We start from the raw sequence: 20,497 nt of genomic DNA on the forward strand, positions 1-20,497 counted from the left end.
CCAAATGATGTCAAATATTTATGTTCTGTTGCAAAATCTCACTTTTGTAGCGGTCGCACCAGGAAGGGCCGCAGCGTACTCAGGATACTTCGCATGCCGATGCCCCAGACTTACTCGTTTAGCCTCCCAGCCACACTGACCGGCAACGCCGTGGTCGACAGTCTTATTTCCGGAACCTACTGGCTGGGAGCAAACTGGGACTCGTCTGGGCCGACCAGCCTGAGTTACAGCTTCATGGCGCCGGTGACGTCTTACTTCATCACTAATTACAGTCCCGACAACGAGTACAACGCACTTTACGAGCTGACTGCCGGACAGAAGCTTGCCATCACCAGCTCTCTAGCCTCATGGAGCGCCGTCGCCAATCTGACTTTCACGCTGACCACAGATAACCTCGCCAACGTGGGTGATCTACGTTTCGGCGGCTACCGGTTGATGGACGACAAAACCGCTGCCTGGGCGTATTTCCCTGCCAACACGCCGACCGCCGGAGATGTGTGGGTCGGCCCGCAAACCAATGATCCGAACCCAGCCAAAGGCACTTACGACTACATGACGTTCGTGCATGAAATCGGGCATGCGCTAGGTCTCAAGCACCCGTTCGATACTAGTGCGACCAACAAAACCCTGCTCACACCGGCTTTGGACGATGTTCATTTCACGGTGATGAGTTACAACAGCAACTACTCCTATCAGCCGACCACGCCGATGGTACTGGACATCATCGCAATCCAGAGTCTGTATGGCGCCAATATGGCGTGGCAGGCAGGCGACACCGTCTACAACTGGGGAGCTAATCAGTCAGTTTTCGAGACCATCTGGGACGCCGGTGGCAACGACACGATTGATGGCAGCAATCAACTGGCGCCCGTCAGTATCAACCTCAACGAAGGCGCGTACAGCCAGATCGGCAAAGCCTTTATTGATTACAACAACCAGACAGCTATCAATGACGGGCTGGCGATTGCCTATGGCGCCAAGATCGAGAATGCGGTCGGCTCTGCCTTCAACGACATCCTGACCGGTAACGCACTGGACAATACGCTGAATGGGAGCCTCGGCGCTGACACCATGATCGGCGGCGGCGGTATCGACACCTACTACGTCGACAACATCGGCGATGTCGTCATCGAGACCGATACGTCGCTGACCGCAATCGATCAGGTGTTCTCCTCCATCGACTACACCCTCGGGGCCAACGTCGAGCAACTGATCCTGATCGGCAACGCCATCAACGGCACCGGCAACTGGACAAACAACACCCTCATCGGTAACGGCGGCGATAACGTGCTAGACGGCCGTCTTGGTGGCGACACCATGATTGGCGGTCTCGGCAACGACACCTATATCGTCGATAACGTCTACGACAGCACGATTGAAACCAGCACACTGGCGGGCGAAATCGACACCGTACGCGCCTCGATTGACTGGACCCTGGGCGCCAACCTGGAAAACCTCACACTGACCGGCAATGCCAACCTCAACGGCACAGGCAACTCGGTGAACAACGGCATCATCGGCAACGATGGCGATAACGTCCTCGACGGTGGCCTGGGTGCCGATAGTTTGGTCGGCGGTCTGGGCAACGACACCTACATCGTCGACAACATCTACGACAACGTGAGTGAAAACAGCACCCTGATCAGTGAAATCGACACCGTGCGTTCTTCGGTGGACTGGACCCTGGGCGCCAATCTGGAAAACCTGGTGCTGACCGGCACGGCCATCAACGGTAACGGCAACACACTGAACAACACGCTGACCGGCAACGCCGCAGCCAACACGCTCAACGGCGGCCTCGGCGCTGACACCATGATCGGCGGCGACGGCGTCGACACCTACTACGTCGACAACATCGGCGATGTCGTCATCGAGACCGATACGTCGCTGACCGCAATCGATCAGGTGTTCTCCTCCATCGACTACACCCTCGGGGCCAACGTCGAGCAACTGATCCTGATCGGCAACGCCATCAACGCGACCGGCAACTGGACAAACAACACCCTCATCGGTAACGGCGCCGATAACGTGCTGGACGGCCGCCTTGGTGGCGACACCATGATTGGCGGTCTGGGCAACGACACCTACATCGTCGATAACGTCTACGACAGCACGATTGAAACCAGCACACTGGCGGGCGAAATCGACACCGTGCGCTCTTCGGTCAACTGGACCCTGGGCGCCAATCTGGAAAACCTCGTACTGACCGGCAATGCCAATCTCAATGGCTCGGGCAACTCGATGAACAACAGCATCATCGGCAACGATGGCGATAACGTCCTCGACGGTGGCCTGGGTGCCGACGTCCTGACCGGGGGTCTGGGCAACGACACCTACATCGTCGACAACGTCTTCGACAGCGTGGTTGAAACCAGCACTCTGGCGGGCGAAGTCGACACCGTACGCGCCTCGATCGACTGGACCCTGGGCGCCAACCTGGAAAACCTGGTGCTGACCGGCACGGCCATCAACGGTAACGGCAACACACTGAACAACACGCTGACCGGCAACGCCGCAGCCAACACGCTCAACGGCGGCCTCGGCGCTGACACCATGATCGGCGGCGACGGCGTCGACACCTACTACGTCGACAACATCGGCGATGTCGTCATCGAGACCGATACGTCGCTGACCGCAATCGATCAGGTGTTCTCCTCCATCGACTACACCCTCGGGGCCAACGTCGAGCAACTGATCCTGATCGGCAACGCCATCAACGGCACCGGCAACTGGACAAACAACACCCTCATCGGTAACGGCGGCGATAACGTGCTAGACGGCCGCCTTGGTGGCGACACCATGATTGGCGGTCTGGGCAACGACACTTACATCGTCGACAACATCTTCGACAGCGTGGTTGAAACCAGCACTCTGGCGGGCGAAATCGACACCGTACGCGCCTCGATCGACTGGACCCTGGGCGCCAACCTGGAAAACCTGGTGCTGACCGGCACAGCCATCAACGGTAACGGCAACACACTGAACAACACGCTGACCGGCAACGCCGCAGCCAACACGCTCAACGGCGGCCTCGGCGCTGACACCATGATCGGCGGCGACGGCGTCGACACTTACTACGTCGACAACATCGGCGATGTCGTCATCGAGACCGACACATCGCTGACCGCACTCGATCAGGTGTTCTCCTCCATCGACTACACCCTCGGGGCCAACGTCGAGCAACTGATCCTGATCGGCAACGCCATCAACGCGACCGGCAACTGGACAAACAACACCCTCATCGGTAACGGCGCCGATAACGTGCTGGACGGCCGCCTTGGTGGCGACACCATGATTGGCGGTCTGGGCAACGACACCTACATCGTCGATAACGTCTACGACAGCACGATTGAAACCAGCACACTGGCGGGCGAAATCGACACCGTGCGCTCTTCGGTCAACTGGACCCTGGGCGCCAATCTGGAAAACCTCGTACTGACCGGCAATGCCAATCTCAATGGCTCGGGCAACTCGATGAACAACAGCATCATCGGCAACGATGGCGATAACGTCCTCGACGGTGGCCTGGGTGCCGACGTCCTGACCGGGGGTCTGGGCAACGACACCTACATCGTCGACAACGTCTTCGACAGCGTGGTTGAAACCAGCACTCTGGCGGGCGAAATCGACACCGTACGCGCCTCGATCGACTGGACCCTGGGCGCCAACCTGGAAAACCTGGTGCTGACCGGCACGGCCATCAACGGTAACGGCAACACACTGAACAACACGCTGACCGGCAACGCCGCAGCCAACACGCTCAACGGCGGCCTCGGCGCTGACACCATGATCGGCGGCGACGGCGTCGACACCTACTACGTCGACAACATCGGCGATGTCGTCATCGAGACCGACACGTCGCTGACCGCAATCGATCAGGTGTTCTCCTCCATCGACTACACCCTCGGGGCCAACGTCGAGCAACTGATCCTGATCGGCAACGCCATCAACGGCACCGGCAACTGGACAAACAACACCCTCATCGGTAACGGCGGCGATAACGTGCTAGACGGCCGTCTTGGTGGCGACACCATGATTGGCGGTCTCGGCAACGACACCTATATCGTCGATAACGTCTACGACAGCACGATTGAAACCAGCACACTGGCGGGCGAAATCGACACCGTACGCGCCTCGATTGACTGGACCCTGGGCGCCAACCTGGAAAACCTCACACTGACCGGCAATGCCAACCTCAACGGCACAGGCAACTCGGTGAACAACGGCATCATCGGCAACGATGGCGATAACGTCCTCGACGGTGGCCTGGGTGCCGATAGTTTGGTCGGCGGTCTGGGCAACGACACCTACATCGTCGACAACATCTACGACAACGTGAGTGAAAACAGCACCCTGATCAGTGAAATCGACACCGTGCGTTCTTCGGTGGACTGGACCCTGGGCGCCAATCTGGAAAACCTGGTGCTGACCGGCACGGCCATCAACGGTAACGGCAACACACTGAACAACACGCTGACCGGCAACGCCGCAGCCAACACGCTCAACGGCGGCCTCGGCGCTGACACCATGATCGGCGGCGACGGCGTCGACACCTACTACGTCGACAACATCGGCGATGTCGTCATCGAGACCGATACGTCGCTGACCGCAATCGATCAGGTGTTCTCCTCCATCGACTACACCCTCGGGGCCAACGTCGAGCAACTGATCCTGATCGGCAACGCCATCAACGGCACCGGCAACTGGACAAACAACACCCTCATCGGTAACGGCGGCGATAACGTGCTGGACGGCCGTCTTGGTGGCGACACCATGATTGGCGGTCTGGGCAACGATACCTATATCGTCGATAACGTCTACGACAGCACGATTGAAACCAGCACACTGGCGGGCGAAATCGACACCGTACGCTCTTCGGTCAACTGGACCCTGGGCGCCAATCTGGAAAACCTCGTACTGACCGGCAATGCCAATCTCAATGGCTCGGGCAACTCGATGAACAACAGCATCATCGGCAACGATGGCGATAACGTCCTCGACGGTGGCCTGGGTGCCGACGTCCTGACCGGGGGTCTGGGCAACGACACCTACATCGTCGACAACGTCTTCGACAGCGTGGTTGAAACCAGCACTCTGGCGGGCGAAATCGACACCGTACGCGCCTCGATCGACTGGACCCTGGGCGCCAACCTGGAAAACCTGGTGCTGACCGGCACGGCCATCAACGGTAACGGCAACACACTGAACAACACGCTGACCGGCAACGCCGCAGCCAACACGCTCAACGGCGGCCTCGGCGCTGACACCATGATCGGTGGCGCTGGTGATGACACTTACATCGTGGATAACTACCAGGATGTGGTGATCGAACAGATCGGTGAAGGTCATGACCTGATCAAAACCAGTTCCAGCTACACCCTGTCGGCCAACATCGAGGACCTGACGATGGTTGGCAATGACCACTCGGTGTTGACCGGCAATGCGTTGAACAACGTGATCAGGGGTAATTCCGGCATCAACCATATCGACGGCGGACTAGGTGCCGACACCATGATTGGCGGCGCTGGCAACGACTCCTACAACGTGGACAATATCAATGATGTTGTCATTGAACTCGCCGACGAAGGGATTGATACCGTCAACACCAGTATCGACTACACACTGGCGGATAACGTCGATGATGGCCAGATGATTGGCAACGCCAACCTGAATCTCACTGGTAACGCACTTGATAACGTATTGCGCGGCAACGAAGGCAACAATATTCTCTCGGGCGGGCTCGGTGCTGACCGCATGATTGGTGAGGGCGGCGACGATATCTTCATCGTGGATAACGTCAATGACTTGGTGTTTGAATTTCCCCTCAATGGCGGTCACGACCTTATTCGGACTACTGTCGACTACTTCCTCGCGGAAAACGTCGAAGACGGTACTATGCTCGGCAACGCAGACTTGCGCCTGACAGGCAACAATCTCGATAACGTCCTGACCGGCAACTCCGGCAACAACATACTCATGGGTAATAATGGTACCGACACGCTGTACGGTGCAGAAGGTAACGACACTCTATATGGCGGATCGGGAAATACCACGTTGGTCGGTGGTACCGGGGCCGACACCTTTGCCTTCACCAATATGATCGTGATGGGACTCGAAACAGGCACAGGCCGTTCGCATAACGTCGTTAACGACTTCAACGCGTTGGAAGGGGACAAGATCGATTTCTCCAGTTTCGATATTGATCCGATGGCGCTTGGCTACCAACACCTGACGTTCATTGGCTCAAATGAATTCACCGGAACCGGACAACTGCGCTTTGCGGATCAGGTCCTGTCGGGCAACTTGAGCGAAATCCTAGGGGGTTACTTCGAGGTGCAAATGGTGGGTGTGAACTCTCTCACCGCGAACGACGTATTGGTCTGACCTTTTCGCTCTTGCTGCGAATCGAAATACGCAAATGACAATACCCCGCCAGGGCGGGGTGTTTTTTGTTCGTGCTCTTTATCCCTCAGACCAACACCCCCAACGCCTTGGCCCGCGCCACTGCCTGTGTACGCCGCTCAACCCCTAGCTTGCTGTTGATGTGGCTGGCATGGGTTTTCACCGTGTGCAGCGAAATGAACAACTGCTCGCTGATTTCCTGGTTCGAACAACCTTGCGCGATCAGCCGCAGTACCGCCAGTTCACGACTGCTGAGCTGTTCGGTCGTGCTCGATTCCACCGCCGGACGGGATGTCGCTGGCGGAAAGTGTTGCAGCAGTTGCTGTCCTGCCAGCGTTGGCGAGGTCAGCAATTGTCCGCGCAACCAGTCCTCGTGCCCTTTGACCAAAGCATCGAACGGTTGCAGCACGCCCCCGGCCGCAGCCTCCAGCGCCAGATTCAGCGCTTTACGCGCCTCCGCTTCGCGCCCGTTCGCCAACAGCAACGCCACCTTCTGCGTCAACGCCATCACACTGAGCAACTGGCGCCCGGTTTGCTGGCCGTTTTCGTGCAATACGTTCAAGCGCCCCTCGGCGAGCATCGGTTGCCCCTGAATGACATCGAGCAGTGCCTGTTGCAGTTCGACATGCAAAGGCAGCTGTGGATGAAATTCCGGCGGCGCCGCTGCACGTTCGCCCGTATAAGTCTGGCCCAACCGCGCGAGCCAGGCTTCGGCCAGATCGGTGCGGCCCTGCGCCAGCCACAGTTCACATTTGACCAGGGTGATCATCGCCAGATAGTAGATCGGTGGCACGTCCCAGATGTGCATCAGGCGTTCGGCTTCGGCGAGTTCGGCGAAGGCTTTGGCGAATTCGCCACTGGCACCGTCCAGGCGGGCGATCACGCAGTGACCGATCAACACGCTGATGTCACGACAGGCCCGAGCTTCACTGAGCCCGGCCAATAACCGCACGCGTGCGAGCTGCGGCTGCAAGCGCATCGCCAATAGAAAACCTTCGTACAGCGTCAGTCGCGCGCGCACGGCATACAGGCGCTGCGGGGAAAGTCCGCGCAACCGTTCCAGGCCCTGATGGACTTCATCGAGCGAACGCTGAATTTCACCGCGAGCCTGCAGAACGCGGGCGCGATCGTAATGCGCCAGTGCTTCGAATAACGGATTACCGACGCGTTGCGCCAACTCAAGGGACTCACGATTCAATCCCCGCGCGCGCCACAGATCACCGTCGGCAATCGCCAGGTTGGATAACGTCGACAAGCACATCAGCCGCTGGCCGTAGCGCTTGGCCGGCAGGCTTTCGAGCGCTTCGCTGCAGTACTTGAGCGTCAACTCGCGATGACCGCGTCCGCGCGCGATGATCCCGCTCAACGCCAGCCATTGCGCCAGCATCGACTTTTGCGCCGTGGCCGATGGCGCCGGCAGAAAGCGGCTCAGATGGCTGGACAATTCTTCGGCCGCGTCGAGCTGACAGGCTAGCCCCAGGGCCCAGCTGTACAGCACGATCAAGCGCGGCGTGCTGATCAGCAAGCTGTCGGGCAAGTCCATTTTCCAGCGCAGCAGCATGCCGACATTCTGCTCGGCCAGCAGTTGCTCCTCCGACAGGTTCTGCACCAGATTCGCCGCCACATCCAGATGGCCGGCACGCAACGCCTGCTCCACCGCTTCGTCGAGCAGACCCTGAGCGTTGAACCAGCGACAGGCGCGCAAATGCAATGTTGCGGTGGGCACCATGGCCTGAGCAACCGGGCGACTGCGCAACAAGTCGGAAAACAAATGGTGATAGCGATACCAGTGCCCGTGCTCATCCAGCGGCACCAGAAACACCTGATGCGCCTGCAGGAAACGCAGGATCTCGGCACTGTCATGGGCTTCGCGGACGGCATCGCACAGTTCGCTGCAAAAGCGCTCCTGCGGTGCCGTGTCGTAGAGAAACGATTGCACTTCGATGGGCAGGCAATCGATGACTTCTTCGAGCAGATAGTCGCGGATCAGCCCTTCCCCGCCATTCAACGCTTGCGGCAACGCTGCTTCACTGCCGGCTTCAGATGCTGCCAGCAGCCAGAAACGCAGTCCGGCGACCCAGCCTTCGCTGCGCTGGATGAGGTTTTCCAACGCTTCGCCGCGCAGTGAAGTGCTGTGGCGATCGAGCAATGTCAGGGCTTCGTCGTGGGTCAGGCGCAAATCCTGCTCGTGCAGTTCCAGCAATTGCCGCGACAGTCGCAAGCGCGCCAGGTGCCAGTCAGGGCGCTGCCGACTGGTGACCATCACCAGCAACCCCTCGGGCAAGTGATTGAGGAAAAACTGCAGGCAACGGTCGAGCACCGGGCCTTGGGCAAGATGGTAATCGTCGAGCACCAGCAACAAGGGTGTCGCCGGATCAAGGTGCTGCGCCAGTTCATCAAGCAAGCCGTCGAGCCATTCTTCAAAGGCAAACGGCTGGTGGCGTTGGCGCATCTTCAGCAGGCCGAGTGCGCGGCTGCCCAATTGTGGAAAGTAGTCCTGCAGGCCTTCGAGCAAGCGCTCGAGAAAGCGACCGGGGTCGCTGTCCCGTGGGCTCAGGCCCAGCCAGAGACTTTGCCAATGCACCGGCAGACTTTGGCAAAACTCCACGGCCAGCGAACTCTTGCCGAAGCCTGCGGGGGCGCTGACCAGCAACAGCCGTCCACCGAGTCCTGCTTGCAGGCGCTCGCAAAGGCGTGGTCGCAATACGTGCCCGTCAGGCAGCGGCGGGCGAAAAAAACGCCCGTCCAGTGCCGCGACGGCAACGCTTGCGGGACCCGGAAGTGGGGACAGATCAGTCATGGCCGGCTCTTGTTCGAATTGCTGTTGGCGGCGTTGCAGATGTCCGCAGACTAGCCTTAAACGAACCGGTTATGAAGGTAGCTGCTACAAATGGCTACAAAAAGGCTACAAGGACCTCCACGCCAAATCCTGTAGGAGCTGCCAAAGGCTACGATCTTTTGACGTTGGAGTTTCAGAATCAACAGCAGGATCAAAAGATCGCAGCCTTCGGCAGCTCCTACACAAAGCGCTGCAAAAATGATCAGCAAAAAAAAAACGCCCCGAACCAGTCGGGGCGTTTTCACGAGGATGCGGCCTCGGGTTTACAGCGGTTTAACGAACACCTTCCTGACGCAGAGCGGCCGGGGTGAAGTCGCTGGTGGTCGCGGTGAAGCCGAAGTCATACGCACTCTTCTCTTCGTTCTTCATGCCCAGCGCCAGGTAGCGGCCGGATTGCAGGTCGTAGAGGGTTTCCAGGGCGTACCACGGCACTTGCTTGTCGTAGTAGTTCTCGGCATGCGCCTCGGCCACACGCCACAGCTGACCACGACCGTCGTAATGGTCGATGACCGCTGCTTGCCAGGTGTCCTCGTCGATGTAGAAGTCACGTTTGGCGTAGATATGGCGCTGACCTTCTTTCAGGGTCGCAACCACGTGCCAGACGCGGCGCAGCTCGTAACGCGCCAGATCCTGGTTGATGTGGCCGGCCTTGATGATGTCGGCGTATTTCAGTTTCGGATCGTCGAGTTTGTAGCTGTCGGAGGCGATGTACATCTCTTTCTTGCCTTCGAGCTTCCAGTCATAGCGATCCGGCGCGCCGTTGAACATATCCAGGTTGTCGGAAGTACGCAGACCGTCCGCCGCAGTACCCGGGCCGTCATAGGACACTTGCGGTGCGCGGCGCACCCGGCGCTGACCGGCGTTGTAGACCCACGCCGAACGTGGCTCTTTAACCTGGTCGAGGGTTTCGTGCACCAGTAGCACACCACCGGCCAGACGTGCCGGCGCGGTCACTTTCTGCTTGAAGTAGAACAGGATGTTGCCAGGGTTCGCCGGATCGTAGTCCTTCATCTTGTCGCGGAACACGAACTGATCCTGGAAGTACACCAGGCTGTACGAACCGTTCGGTTGCGGTGTGGCCTGGGTCACCAGACGCGTCACGCTGCCACCACGATAGCGGGTGATGTGGTTCCAGATGACTTCGACGCCGGTTTTCGGAATCGGGAACGGCACAGCCGTTTCGAAGTTTTCCAGACCGTTGCCGCCCGACACCAACGTGGTGGTGGTGGCGTTTTTCTTGATGGAGGCGAACACCTCATCCGGCACGGTAGCGCCGCGATGCGACGGGTAGACCGGCATCTTGAAGGTTTCCGGGTAGCGCTTGAACATCGCGTACTGGCCCGGCGCAAGTTTGTCCTTGTACTTGTCGACATCCTTGGCAGTGATGGTGAACAGCGGTTGCTCACTGGCGTAAGGGTTGGACAGGAAGCCACGCGCGTCGACCGTGCCGGCATTCTTCGCCAACGGCTTCCAGGCCGGGATAGAACCATCGGCGTTGCCCGCCATTTCTGCGCCCATCGGGGTCAGACTCTTGCCCAGCTTGTCCGCTTCGCCAGCAGGCACTGCGGCCATGACGCCGGTCGCCAGCAGCGACAGACCCAGAACACCCGCGTGGAACAGACTTTTTGTTATTTTCATAAATTCGTTCGTCCTGAAATGCAGTGCTTAGAAGTTCACGCCGAAGCTGAGCGCAACGAAGTCGCGGTCATCCACGGTGGTGTACTTGCCGTCGAAGAAGTTGGTGTAAGCCAGGCTCGCGGTGTAGGTGTTCTGGTACTCGGCATCGACGCCCAGACTGACCGCTTTGCGACCTTCTTCGAAGTTGCCGCCAGGGCCAGGCGAGTAGCCGCTGACGTCATGGGACCAGGCCACGTTCGGCTTGAGGTTCACACCGGCGAAGACGTCGTTGTAATCCCAGATGGCCCGACCGCGATAGCCCCACGACATCGATGTGGTGAAGCCGTCGTTGTCGCAATTGCGGCTGCGGTTGTTCTGTGGCGAACCCGGCCCTGCACCATTGATGGTGCTGGCGTTGAGAATGTTGGCGCAGGTATTGATAGCGCCAGTGGCCGGCAACTCACCCGGACCATAAACCGGATCCCGGCCATAACGCTTGTCGGAACGGCTTTCCAGACCGCCGACGTAGGTCATGCCCGCTTCACCAACGAGGGTCAGACGGCTGGCGCCCATGACCTGATCGAAGAAGTGCGTGAAGGTCGTTTGCAGTTGGGTGATTTCCTTGCGCTCATAGCCGTGCAGGTCCTGACCAGGAACGCCATTGAGCAGCGAAGCGTTGGTCAGCGCGCCGCCCAGCGGACGAACACCGGCGAACAGGATGTCGGTGGAGTTCAGTTGTACTGGAGCATTCGGGCGATAGCTGATTTCACCGCTCCACGCCGTACCGGTAGGCAGGGTGGTGGAGAAGCTCAGGCCGTAGAGGCGAATGTCCTCAGGGTATTCAATAAAGTAATTCGAGTTGCCCGCCACCAGCAGTGGTGCGAGAGCAGCGAACGGCCCAGGCAAAGACGCTGCGGTGTTGTAGACCGACTGTGGCGCACCGGTGGCGCTGAAGATCGGCGCACGGCTGTGGTAGTTCATGAAGTACGCGCCAAACTCGGTATCCAGAGGCTCGAACATGTACTTCAGGGACGCGCCCCACTGACCGCTGTCACGGGCATCGCGGTCCGGACCACGGCGCACCAGAACGCCTTCCTGATTGACATCGACGCCGTTGGCGGCCAACGGCCCCAGTGCAACGGCCGGAATAGTCGAACGCTTGTTCAGCACGCGCAGGTTGTCGTTGCAACCGTCCGCGACAATGTCCGGCTGCGAGAAGAAAGTGCCGCAGTTATCGACGACGGTCTGGTCCCATTCGAGCTGGTAGAAGGCTTCGGCCGACAGGTTGTCGGTCAGGCTCTGAGACACGTAGAACATGTTGACCGGGATCAGGCCTTCCTTGATCTCGGCACCTGGACGGCGGAAAGCAGACACGTCGATCGGGTTGATCGAGTTGATGCCGCCACCGATGAAGGTACTTTCACCCCAGCTCACCACCTGCTTGCCCAGACGCACCGAGCCCGGCTGATCGGCGATGGCGTAGTTGTGGTAGACGAAGGCGTCGAGGATCTGCCCACCGGAGGACTTGGCGCCTTCCTTGCGGTTGTTGTCACTGATGTCCTTGAACTGACGGCTTTCATCCTTGAGTTCGAAGTCGTACCAGTATTTGCCACGGACGAACACACCAGTGTCGCCATATTTCAATTCAAGGTCATGAATGCCCTTGAAGATCTTCGAAAAGGTTTCGCCGCTCTTGAAGTTGGCGTGGCCATCGTCAGAAGTCTGCGACAGACCGTGACCGCCATTGTTGACGCCGATGAGGTTCTTGTTCGGGCTCTGGGTAGACCAACTTGCGCCGATCGACAGGGATGAATCGAACTGACCTTCGATTTCACCAACGTTGAAACTGACGCCGAATGCAGGCCCGGCGAGCGAGGAAGCAAGACTGACTGCCAGAGGCAGTTTCGCCCGGCGCCAGAACTGGTTTACTGAGGTCATCGACGCTACTCCATGTGCATTATTGTTATGGCAGTGAGTACTTTTAAAAACGTCTGGAGGACCGGATGCCAAAGGCTGTCCGACGTCACTCCAAAGATGCATCGCCCCGTTTTGTGCGTGTGCCACGTTCTTAAAAATCCTTGAGTGGACTATAGCCAGCAGGTTGTAGAGCTTGATCCCTCTAAAGTGTGATTTGCAGCTGCCGACCACTCTGGAACAGTCCTTTCGCCAGTCCGACACGTGTCGGCATGGCAAGGATGGCTGAAATTTTCGATTTCACAAGGCAAGCGCTTGCTTGGCGGGTCTGGCGCGCCATTTTCGGCGCGCCAGCAGACGCTAAAGTGTCGAGAGGAAGGTGCTGTTATTGGCCTGCCATTCAGTGATGTCGAGGCGGATGCGCTTCTTGTCGAGCTTGCCGACGCTGGTCTTGGGAATTTCGGTAACAAGAGCGATCTGGCTTGGAATCGCCCACTTGCTCAGGTGCCCCAACTCCACGAATGGCTTGAGGTGTTCCTTGAGCTCGCGCGCCCCGATTTCGTGCCCTTCGCGGATCACCAGCAAGGCAAACGGGCGCTCGCCCCACTGCGGATCGGCGATGCCCACCACTGCTACTTCGCGTACCGCGACGTGACGGCTGATCAGGTCTTCGAGGTCCAGCGAGGAAATCCATTCGCCGCCGGTCTTGATCACGTCCTTGATCCGGTCACGGATGTCGATCACGCCCATACTGTCGAGCGTCGCGACGTCGCCGGTGTGCAGCCAGCCGCCGGCCCACAGTTCGGCGCCTTTTTGCGGTTCGTTGAAATAACCTTCGGTCAGCCACGGCGCACGCAGCACCAGCTCGCCCTGGGTTTCGCCATCGGCCGGGAGGAAGTTGCCGTCGGCATCAACGATTGCGGCTTCTACCAGTGGCCCCGGCACACCAGCCTTGATTCGATAGGTGGTGCGCTCATCTTCGGTGCCGGCCATCAGCTCATCGTTGAGGTGCGCGCACGACACCAATGGCCCGGTCTCGGACATGCCATAAGCGGCGGTCAGTTGAATGCCGCGAGCCTTGGCGGTTTCGTACAAGGTACGGTTGAGTGCGCTGCCGCCGATGACGATTTTCCAGCCGCCGAAATCGGTGTCCTGCGCACCTTTGGCGTTGAGCAGCATTTGCAGGATGGTCGGCACGCAATGGGAGAACGTGACTTTCTCTTTGCGCCACAGTTCCACCAGAAACTCCGGATCATAGCGCCCCGGATAAACCTGTTTGAGCCCGAGCATGGTCGCCACGTAAGGCAGGCCCCACGCGTGTACATGGAACATCGGCGTGATCGGCATATAGACGTCGTTGGTGCCGAGCAGGCGCACGCTGTCGATGGAGCCCATGATCGTCGACACGCCCATGGTGTGCAGCACCAGTTGCCGATGGGTGAAGTACACGCCTTTCGGGTTGCCGGTGGTGCCAGTTGTATAGAACGTGGTGGCGACCGAGTTTTCGTCGAAGTCCGCAAAGTTGTACTGCGGGCTGGCGGCGGCCAGCAGTTGCTCATACTCGCCCACCAGATTCGGCAGCTCGGCGGTTTTTTCCGGCAGATCGGTCAGCAGCAGGGTTTTCTCGACCGTGGTCAGGTGCGGCGCGATCGCCTGGTACAAGCCGACGAACTCGCTGTTGACCAGCACAAAGCGGTCCTCGGCGTGGTTCATGGTGTAGAGGATCTGTTCCGGTGACAGGCGCACGTTGATGGTGTGGATCACCGCGCCGATCATCGGAACGGCAAACATGCATTCCAGGTAACGGTGACTGTCCCAGTCCATCACCGCCACGGTGTCACCGGCCTTGACGCCCGCAACCGTCAGCACGTTGGCCAGCCGCGCCACGCGCTCGATCAGGGTCGGGTAGCTGTAGCGCAACTGGTCACGGTAGATGATCTCGCGGGTTTTCTCGTAACGGGCACCGGACATCAGCAGCCGCTTGATCAGCAATGGATACTGGTAGGCCCCATCGGCTGGGGGAATGACGCGAGTCTGCAACATAAGAATCCCTTTTCTGACGGCTCGGTGTTGGCGTAGAGATTTGTACTCTAAAACCCTTATACGCCAGCCAAATCAGCCAAAGGAATGATTTGCAGAGCCGTACAAATGCTAGCTTTGCGCCAGCATTTGCCGATTCGAGGGAAGTGGAAGGTAACAACTGTAGGAGCTGCCGAAGGCTGCGATCTTTTGATCTAGTCTCTCAAAAACAGATCAAAAGATCGCAGCCTTCGGCAGCTCCTACATGGGGAGTCGGCTAGGGCCAGCCGATCAATGCATTTCGGTGAACGCGATTTTCACACCGAGGGCGATCAGCACCGCGCCCATGGTGCGATCGAACCAGTGGCCCATGCGGGCGAAACCGGCGCGTACGCGTTGCTGACTGAACAGCATGGCCACCAGGCAGAACCAGAAAGCGGTCGCGACGGCGAGGTAAACGCCGTAACCGGCCTGCACCGCCAGCGGCGTGTGCGGGTTGATCACCACGGTGAACAACGACAGGAAGAACAGCGTGGCTTTCGGATTAAGGCCATTGGTGACGAAGCCCGAAGTGAACGCACCACGGGCGGTGCGCTCACCCGCTTCCTTGTGCAGGTCATCGGTGACGGTTTTTGCCGGTTGCGCACGCAAGGCCTTGAAGCCGATGTACAGCAGGTACGCCGCAGCCGCCCATTTCAGTGCGTTGAACAGCACAATCGACTGCGACACGATCAAACCGATGCCCAGCAGCGAATAGCCCACATGCAGGAAAATCGCCGTGCCCACACCCAGCGCCGTCCAGGTGCCGGCGCGTCTTCCGTGGGTGACGCTCTCGCGCACGACCACGGCAAAGTCCGGGCCGGGGCTGGCGACGGCCAGCAGGTGGATCAGCGCAACGGTCAAGAACTCGGTCCAGTACATGGGGGCTCCTTTTTAAAGGTTAAAAATTATTCTCGAGCGACCTTAACCCTGTGGCGAGGGGATTTATCCCCGATGGGATGCGAAGCAGCCCCAAAACTGTTGCCCGCGGTGTGTCTGGCACACTGAGGTGAGTTGTCTGGGGGCTGCTGCGCAACCCATCGGGGCGGTGCGACATTTCGCTAAATCCCCTAGCCACAGGGTGTAGTGCCTTTACGTAACGATTTGTTTCATCTGGTAGGCTCGGCAGATTACGCCTTCCGTTCACAGCACAAAAGGTACAGTTGATGACGAACCCGCGCCGCGCCGTATTCCTTGATCATCCTTCACTGGATCTTGGCGATCTCGACCTCAGCCCGTTGCGCGCCTGCTTCAGCGACTTGCAATTGTTCGCTCAGACCTTGCCTGAACAGGTTGCCGAACGCCTGCAAGGTGCCACCGTGGCGATCAGCAACAAGATCCTGATCGACGCCGCCGCCATGGCCGCCAACCCTGACCTCAAACTGATCCTGATCACCGCCACTGGCACCAACAACGTCGATCTGGTGGCCGCTCGCGCCCACGGCATCACGGTGTGCAACTGTCAGGGTTACGGCACGCCATCGGTGGCGCAACACACGATCATGCTGTTGCTCAACCTCGCCACCCGCCTGGCCGATTATCAAAAAGCCGTCGGCGAAGGCCGCTGGCAGCAGGCGAAACAGTTCTGCCTGCTCGACTACCCGATTGTCGAACTTCAAGGCAAAACCCTCGGCTTGCTCGGTCATGGCGAACTCGGCAGCGCCGTCGCGCGACTGGCCGAAGCGTTTGGCATGCGCGTATTGCTCGGGCAGATCCCGGGGCGCCCTGCCCGAGCGGATCGTTTGCCGCTGGATCAACTGCTCCCGCAGATCGACGCCCTGACCTTGCACTGCCCGCTCAACGAACACACACGCCACTTCATCGGCGCCCGCGAACTGGCCTCGATGAAACCCGGCGCGTTCGTGGTCAACACCGCCCGCGGCGGGCTGATCGATGAACAGGCACTGGCCGATGCTTTGCGCGCCGGTCATCTGGGCGGCGCCGCCACTGACGTGCTGAGTGTCGAGCCGCCCACCCAAGGCAATCCGCTGCTGGCCGCCGACATTCCGCGTCTGATCGTCACGCCACACAACGCCTGGGGCAGCCGCGAGGCGCGGCAGCGCATCGTCGGTCAATTGACCGAAAACGCCGAGGCGTTCTTCAGCGGTAAGGCGCTGCGGGTCGTCAGTTGATAGACTGCGGCACTTTTTTTTGAGGAGCAGATATGGATCCGCGCAGTGAAGTACTGCTTCGTCAGCCCGAGTTATTCCAGGGTTCGCTGTTGTTGGCCGGTTTGCCTGCCGACGATTTGCTCGGGCGCCTGCCCAACGCGTTTGGCTGGTGCTGGCATGCTGGCGACCAAAACGCCCTGGAGGCGCGCTTCGAAGGGCGTAGCCATTTCGGCGTGAACATTCCACAGCGCGAGTTCGACAGCGCCGTGGTGTTCCTGCCCAAGTCCAAGGACTTGACCGACTACATCCTCAACGCTGTGGCCGCGCGTCTGGCCGGGCGCGAAGTTTTTCTGGTCGGGGAGAAACGCAGCGGCATCGAAGGCGCTTCCAAGCAGCTCAACCCGTTCGGCAAGCCGCGCAAGCTCGATAGCGCGCGGCACTGCCAGCTCTGGCAAGTCACGGTAGCCAATGCCCCTGAAGTGAAGTCGCTGGAAAGCCTGGCACAAACCTATGAATTGCCGCTGGCCGAAGGTCCGCTGAAAGTCATCAGCCTGCCGGGCGTGTTCAGCCATGGTCGACTGGATCGCGGCAGCGCCCTGCTGCTCGATCATCTGGACAAACTGCCGAGCGGCCATCTGCTGGATTTCGGCTGTGGCGCTGGAGTGTTGGGCGCTGCGGTAAAACGTCGCTACCCGCACAACCAGGTCACTTTGCTCGACGTCGACGCGTTTGCCGCCGCCAGCAGCCGTCTGACCCTTGCCGCCAACGGGCTGGAGGCTGAAGTGCTGACCGGTGACGGTATCGATGCTGCACCGATGGGTCTGAGCGCGATTCTGAGCAATCCGCCGTTTCATGTCGGCGTCCATACCGATTATTTCGCAACCGAGAACTTGCTGCGAAAAGCAGCCAAACATCTGAAAAACGGTGGCGAACTTCGCTTGGTTGCCAATAGCTTCCTGAAGTATCAACCGCTGATTGAAGAGCACCTCGGGGTCTGCGCGATCAAGGCCGAGGGGAACGGTTTCCGGATTTACCGGGCCAAGCGCGGCTGAAAATTTGTTCTTGCTCTATCGGATTTGCGAAGGCAGAATCCGCTCCGTCCTAGGGGAGTAGTCTCCCACGAGCACCAAGCTCGTCCGGCATACGTCAACATACTTGATCCTCAGATCATGGCGTATGCGACCCAAGCGTCCGCATCAGACGGATTGCAGGGTTTGACAAGACCTATGACACGCACACCTTACCCGGGGCGGGAAGGCTGTACGTGTCATAGCCGTGTCGACCCGCCCCTTAGGAAAATCCTGATGCTGGACTCGTTACTCGTTCCCACCGCAATCGTTGCCTTGGCCGAAATCGGCGACAAGACGCAACTGCTCGCGCTGATTCTGGCCGCACGCTTTCGCAAACCCTGGCCGATCATTGCCGGCATCGTCGCTGCGACCCTGGCCAACCACGCAGCAGCCGGTGCGGTAGGTGCCTGGTTTGGCAGCTTCTTCTCCGACTCCGTGTTGCACTGGATTCTCGCCGCAAGCTTCGCCGCCACTGCGCTGTGGACATTGGTCCCGGACAAAATGGATGACGATGAAGCCAGCACCGCGCGCAAGTTCGGGCCGTTCCTCACTACGCTTATCGCGTTCTTCCTTGCCGAGATGGGCGACAAAACCCAGGTCGCAACGGTGATGCTCGCCGCGCAATATCCGGAGTTGTGGCTGGTGATTATCGGCACCACGTTGGGCATGCTGATTGCCAACGTGCCGGTTGTACTGGCGGGTAATTTTGCCGCGGACAAACTGCCGCTGACCTTGATCCGACGCCTGGCGGCCTCGGCATTCCTGATTCTGGCGCTCGTTGCGGTGTACAAGGCGATGCAGAGCAGTGGCTGGGTTTAACACCCCTGACTGATGTGGCACTGACCTGTGGTGAGGGGATTTATCCCCTCACCACAATGAAATCCCGTCAATCATAGAATCTGCGAGAGTCTCAGGACTTCGGAGCTTTTTCGTACAGCGGCATCACCTTCGGAATCGCCGCCTGCAACGAAGCGATCCGACTGGTCGACGCCGGGTGTGTGCTCATGAACTCTGGCGGCGAGCCTTCCGATGCCTTGCTCATCTTGTTCCACAGGGTGATTGCGGCATTCGGGTTGAAGCCGGCACGAGCAGCCAGTTCCAGACCGATAAGATCGGCTTCGTTTTCATTGGCGCGGCTGTTAGGCAAGGTCATGCCGTAGTTGGCCACGGTGTCGGCCAGCGCCAGGCTGTCCTGGCCAAGACCGAGCAGCGCGCCCGCGCCCTGTTTGGCCATTTCAATGCCATAGGCCTTGGACATCGCTTCCCGACCATGCTCGCGCAGGGCGTGGGCGATTTCATGGCCGATGATTGCGGCAATTTCATCGTCGGTGAGTTTCAGGCTGTCGATCAGCCCGGTGTAGAAAATGATCTTGCCGCCGGGGCCGCAGTTGGCGTTGAGTTCATCGCTCTTGATCAGATTGACTTCCCACTTCCACTGCGCCGAATCCGGACGGAAATTCGGTGCCTGGGCGATCAGACGGCTGGAAATGGCCTGAACCCGCTTGGCGTCGCTGCTGGTCTTGTCCAGCACACCCTTGGTCGACGCCTCGCCTACGGTCTTCTGATAGGACTGGGCATACATCTGATCGACCTCTTGCGAGGACAGCATGCTGAACATGTATTGCTTGCGCTCCACACCCACGGCGCCGCCGCTGGTGGTGTTGACCGACTGACAACCGGCCAGCAACAGCGCTGCGCTCAGTGCACTTACAACCAATGTCTTGTTCATTCAAAAGCTCCCTGAAAACCTGTCGCGTATCGTAGGTGGGTAATTGTATTGGCGCCAGATACAACGGACGTGTTGCAGCGACTTTCAGACATATCCCGTCAGAGCAAAAGCCCCTCACCCTAACCCGGGGTCAGACACTCCGGCCCATTGAGCTTCGGATCATTGACCATGTTCGCCAACACCCGCTCGCGCAACGCGGCGGGTTCACTGGCAAGCAAGGCTTGCAAGGCATGCAACGGCGTTGCTGGATCCAGCCACGCGGCCTGCCCCGCCTCATCCAGAATCAACGGCCGACGCTGACTGGCGGCTGATTGCGTGATCACCGCTGTACTTAACCAAACCTGCTCCTGCACCGGATACGCCTCCCAGATCGCCGCAAAAAACAGCGAAGCACCCTCCCCCGGCGTCAGCCAGTACGGGCGCTTGCGTTGGGTGCCGCGCCATTCATAAAAGCCGTTGGCCGGCAGCAGGCAGCGACGCAAACGCAGCGCCTCGCGAAACATCGGTTGCTCGGCCACGGTTTCGGCGCGGGCGTGCGCCGGGGTGCGCGACAAGTCCGTCAGCCATGGCGGCGTCAACCCCCAGCGGGCGCGGGCCAAGGTGCGCTCGCCGTCTTCACCGGCACGCAGCATCAGCACCGAATCGTTGGGGGAAATGTTCCACTGCGCCAGTTGATCGGCAGGAAAACCTGGCAGGGCCGCGAAGTCGCGGTTCCAGCGAAACAGGGCATAACGTCCACACATGGGGCAACACGACT

The 20,497-nt window shown here is 59.3% G+C and carries 12 protein-coding genes and 1 riboswitch; of the genes, 5 read left to right on the forward strand and 7 right to left on the reverse strand.

The window, feature by feature from the left end; translation table 11 throughout:
* Positions 1-93: 93 nt before the first annotated feature.
* Complete coding sequence (locus tag ACA061_RS22085; RefSeq protein ID WP_497300045.1) at positions 94-6,384, forward strand: matrixin family metalloprotease; 6,291 nt, start codon at positions 94-96, stop codon at positions 6,382-6,384.
* 85 nt (positions 6,385-6,469) lie between these two features.
* Here ACA061_RS22085 and ACA061_RS22090 read toward each other — a convergent pair whose 3' ends face one another.
* Positions 6,470-9,202, reverse strand: a complete 2,733-nt coding sequence (locus tag ACA061_RS22090; RefSeq protein WP_497300046.1) for a winged helix-turn-helix domain-containing protein — start codon at positions 9,200-9,202, stop codon at positions 6,470-6,472.
* Between the two features lie 71 nt (positions 9,203-9,273).
* On the opposite strand from ACA061_RS22090, the gene ACA061_RS22095 reads away from it, so the two are divergent.
* Positions 9,274-9,552 (forward strand): hypothetical protein, encoded by a 279-nt coding sequence (locus tag ACA061_RS22095; RefSeq protein ID WP_497300047.1) that lies wholly within the window; start codon positions 9,274-9,276, stop codon positions 9,550-9,552.
* On the opposite strand, the gene ACA061_RS22100 is transcribed toward ACA061_RS22095, so the two are convergent.
* The 4 genes from ACA061_RS22100 to ACA061_RS22115 all read right to left on the reverse strand — a co-directional run bounded on the left by ACA061_RS22100 (position 9,515) and on the right by ACA061_RS22115 (position 15,712).
* Positions 9,515-10,879 (reverse strand): DUF1329 domain-containing protein, encoded by a 1,365-nt coding sequence (locus tag ACA061_RS22100; RefSeq protein WP_150605511.1) that lies wholly within the window; start codon positions 10,877-10,879, stop codon positions 9,515-9,517. The two genes, ACA061_RS22095 and ACA061_RS22100, sit on opposite strands and share 38 nt — an antisense overlap.
* A gap of 27 nt (positions 10,880-10,906) precedes the next feature.
* Entirely contained in the window at positions 10,907-12,796 is a 1,890-nt protein-coding gene (locus ACA061_RS22105; RefSeq protein ID WP_150605510.1) for a DUF1302 domain-containing protein, read from the reverse strand.
* Positions 12,797-13,132: 336 nt separating this feature from the next.
* Positions 13,133-14,815: a fatty acid--CoA ligase gene (locus tag ACA061_RS22110; RefSeq protein ID WP_497300048.1), complete on the reverse strand. Its 1,683-nt coding sequence runs from the start codon at positions 14,813-14,815 to the stop codon at positions 13,133-13,135.
* Between the two features lie 267 nt (positions 14,816-15,082).
* Entirely contained in the window at positions 15,083-15,712 is a 630-nt protein-coding gene (locus ACA061_RS22115) for a LysE family translocator (RefSeq protein ID WP_150616360.1), read from the reverse strand.
* Between the two features lie 284 nt (positions 15,713-15,996).
* On the opposite strand from ACA061_RS22115, the gene ACA061_RS22120 reads away from it, so the two are divergent.
* The 3 genes from ACA061_RS22120 (at position 15,997) to ACA061_RS22130 (ending at position 18,830) form a co-directional block, all read left to right on the forward strand.
* On the forward strand, positions 15,997-16,962 hold the full coding sequence (locus tag ACA061_RS22120) for a 2-hydroxyacid dehydrogenase (protein WP_210702123.1): 966 nt from the start codon (positions 15,997-15,999) through the stop codon (positions 16,960-16,962).
* Between the two features lie 32 nt (positions 16,963-16,994).
* Positions 16,995-17,993: a methyltransferase gene (locus ACA061_RS22125; RefSeq protein WP_497300049.1), complete on the forward strand. Its 999-nt coding sequence runs from the start codon at positions 16,995-16,997 to the stop codon at positions 17,991-17,993.
* A gap of 39 nt (positions 17,994-18,032) precedes the next feature.
* Positions 18,033-18,157, forward strand: a riboswitch (yybP-ykoY riboswitch).
* A gap of 88 nt (positions 18,158-18,245) precedes the next feature.
* Positions 18,246-18,830, forward strand: coding sequence for a TMEM165/GDT1 family protein (locus ACA061_RS22130; protein ID WP_042561019.1), 585 nt, complete (start codon positions 18,246-18,248; stop codon positions 18,828-18,830).
* A gap of 91 nt (positions 18,831-18,921) precedes the next feature.
* Here ACA061_RS22130 and ACA061_RS22135 read toward each other — a convergent pair whose 3' ends face one another.
* Positions 18,922-19,740, reverse strand: a complete 819-nt coding sequence (locus ACA061_RS22135; protein WP_150616364.1) for a M48 family metallopeptidase — start codon at positions 19,738-19,740, stop codon at positions 18,922-18,924.
* Positions 19,741-19,859: 119 nt separating this feature from the next.
* Entirely contained in the window at positions 19,860-20,483 is a 624-nt protein-coding gene (locus tag ACA061_RS22140) for an SOS response-associated peptidase (RefSeq protein WP_042561021.1), read from the reverse strand.
* Between the last annotated feature and the right edge of the window lie 14 nt (positions 20,484-20,497).

The sequence above is a fragment of the Pseudomonas sp. LBUM1668 genome (genome assembly GCF_059695715.1).

Excerpts from the sequence above, each read along its gene's own strand:
- ACA061_RS22085 (WP_497300045.1), top strand. The coding sequence starts at position 94 with ATGCCGATGCCCCAGACTTACTCGTTTAGCCTCCCAGCCACACTGACC.
- ACA061_RS22090 (WP_497300046.1), bottom strand. The coding sequence starts at position 9,202 with ATGACTGATCTGTCCCCACTTCCGGGTCCCGCAAGCGTTGCCGTCGCG.
- ACA061_RS22095 (WP_497300047.1), top strand. The coding sequence starts at position 9,274 with ATGAAGGTAGCTGCTACAAATGGCTACAAAAAGGCTACAAGGACCTCC.
- ACA061_RS22100 (WP_150605511.1), bottom strand. The coding sequence starts at position 10,879 with ATGAAAATAACAAAAAGTCTGTTCCACGCGGGTGTTCTGGGTCTGTCG.
- ACA061_RS22105 (WP_150605510.1), bottom strand. The coding sequence starts at position 12,796 with ATGACCTCAGTAAACCAGTTCTGGCGCCGGGCGAAACTGCCTCTGGCA.
- ACA061_RS22110 (WP_497300048.1), bottom strand. The coding sequence starts at position 14,815 with ATGTTGCAGACTCGCGTCATTCCCCCAGCCGATGGGGCCTACCAGTAT.
- ACA061_RS22115 (WP_150616360.1), bottom strand. The coding sequence starts at position 15,712 with ATGTACTGGACCGAGTTCTTGACCGTTGCGCTGATCCACCTGCTGGCC.
- ACA061_RS22120 (WP_210702123.1), top strand. The coding sequence starts at position 15,997 with ATGACGAACCCGCGCCGCGCCGTATTCCTTGATCATCCTTCACTGGAT.
- ACA061_RS22125 (WP_497300049.1), top strand. The coding sequence starts at position 16,995 with ATGGATCCGCGCAGTGAAGTACTGCTTCGTCAGCCCGAGTTATTCCAG.
- ACA061_RS22130 (WP_042561019.1), top strand. The coding sequence starts at position 18,246 with ATGCTGGACTCGTTACTCGTTCCCACCGCAATCGTTGCCTTGGCCGAA.
- ACA061_RS22135 (WP_150616364.1), bottom strand. The coding sequence starts at position 19,740 with ATGAACAAGACATTGGTTGTAAGTGCACTGAGCGCAGCGCTGTTGCTG.
- ACA061_RS22140 (WP_042561021.1), bottom strand. The coding sequence starts at position 20,483 with ATGTGTGGACGTTATGCCCTGTTTCGCTGGAACCGCGACTTCGCGGCC.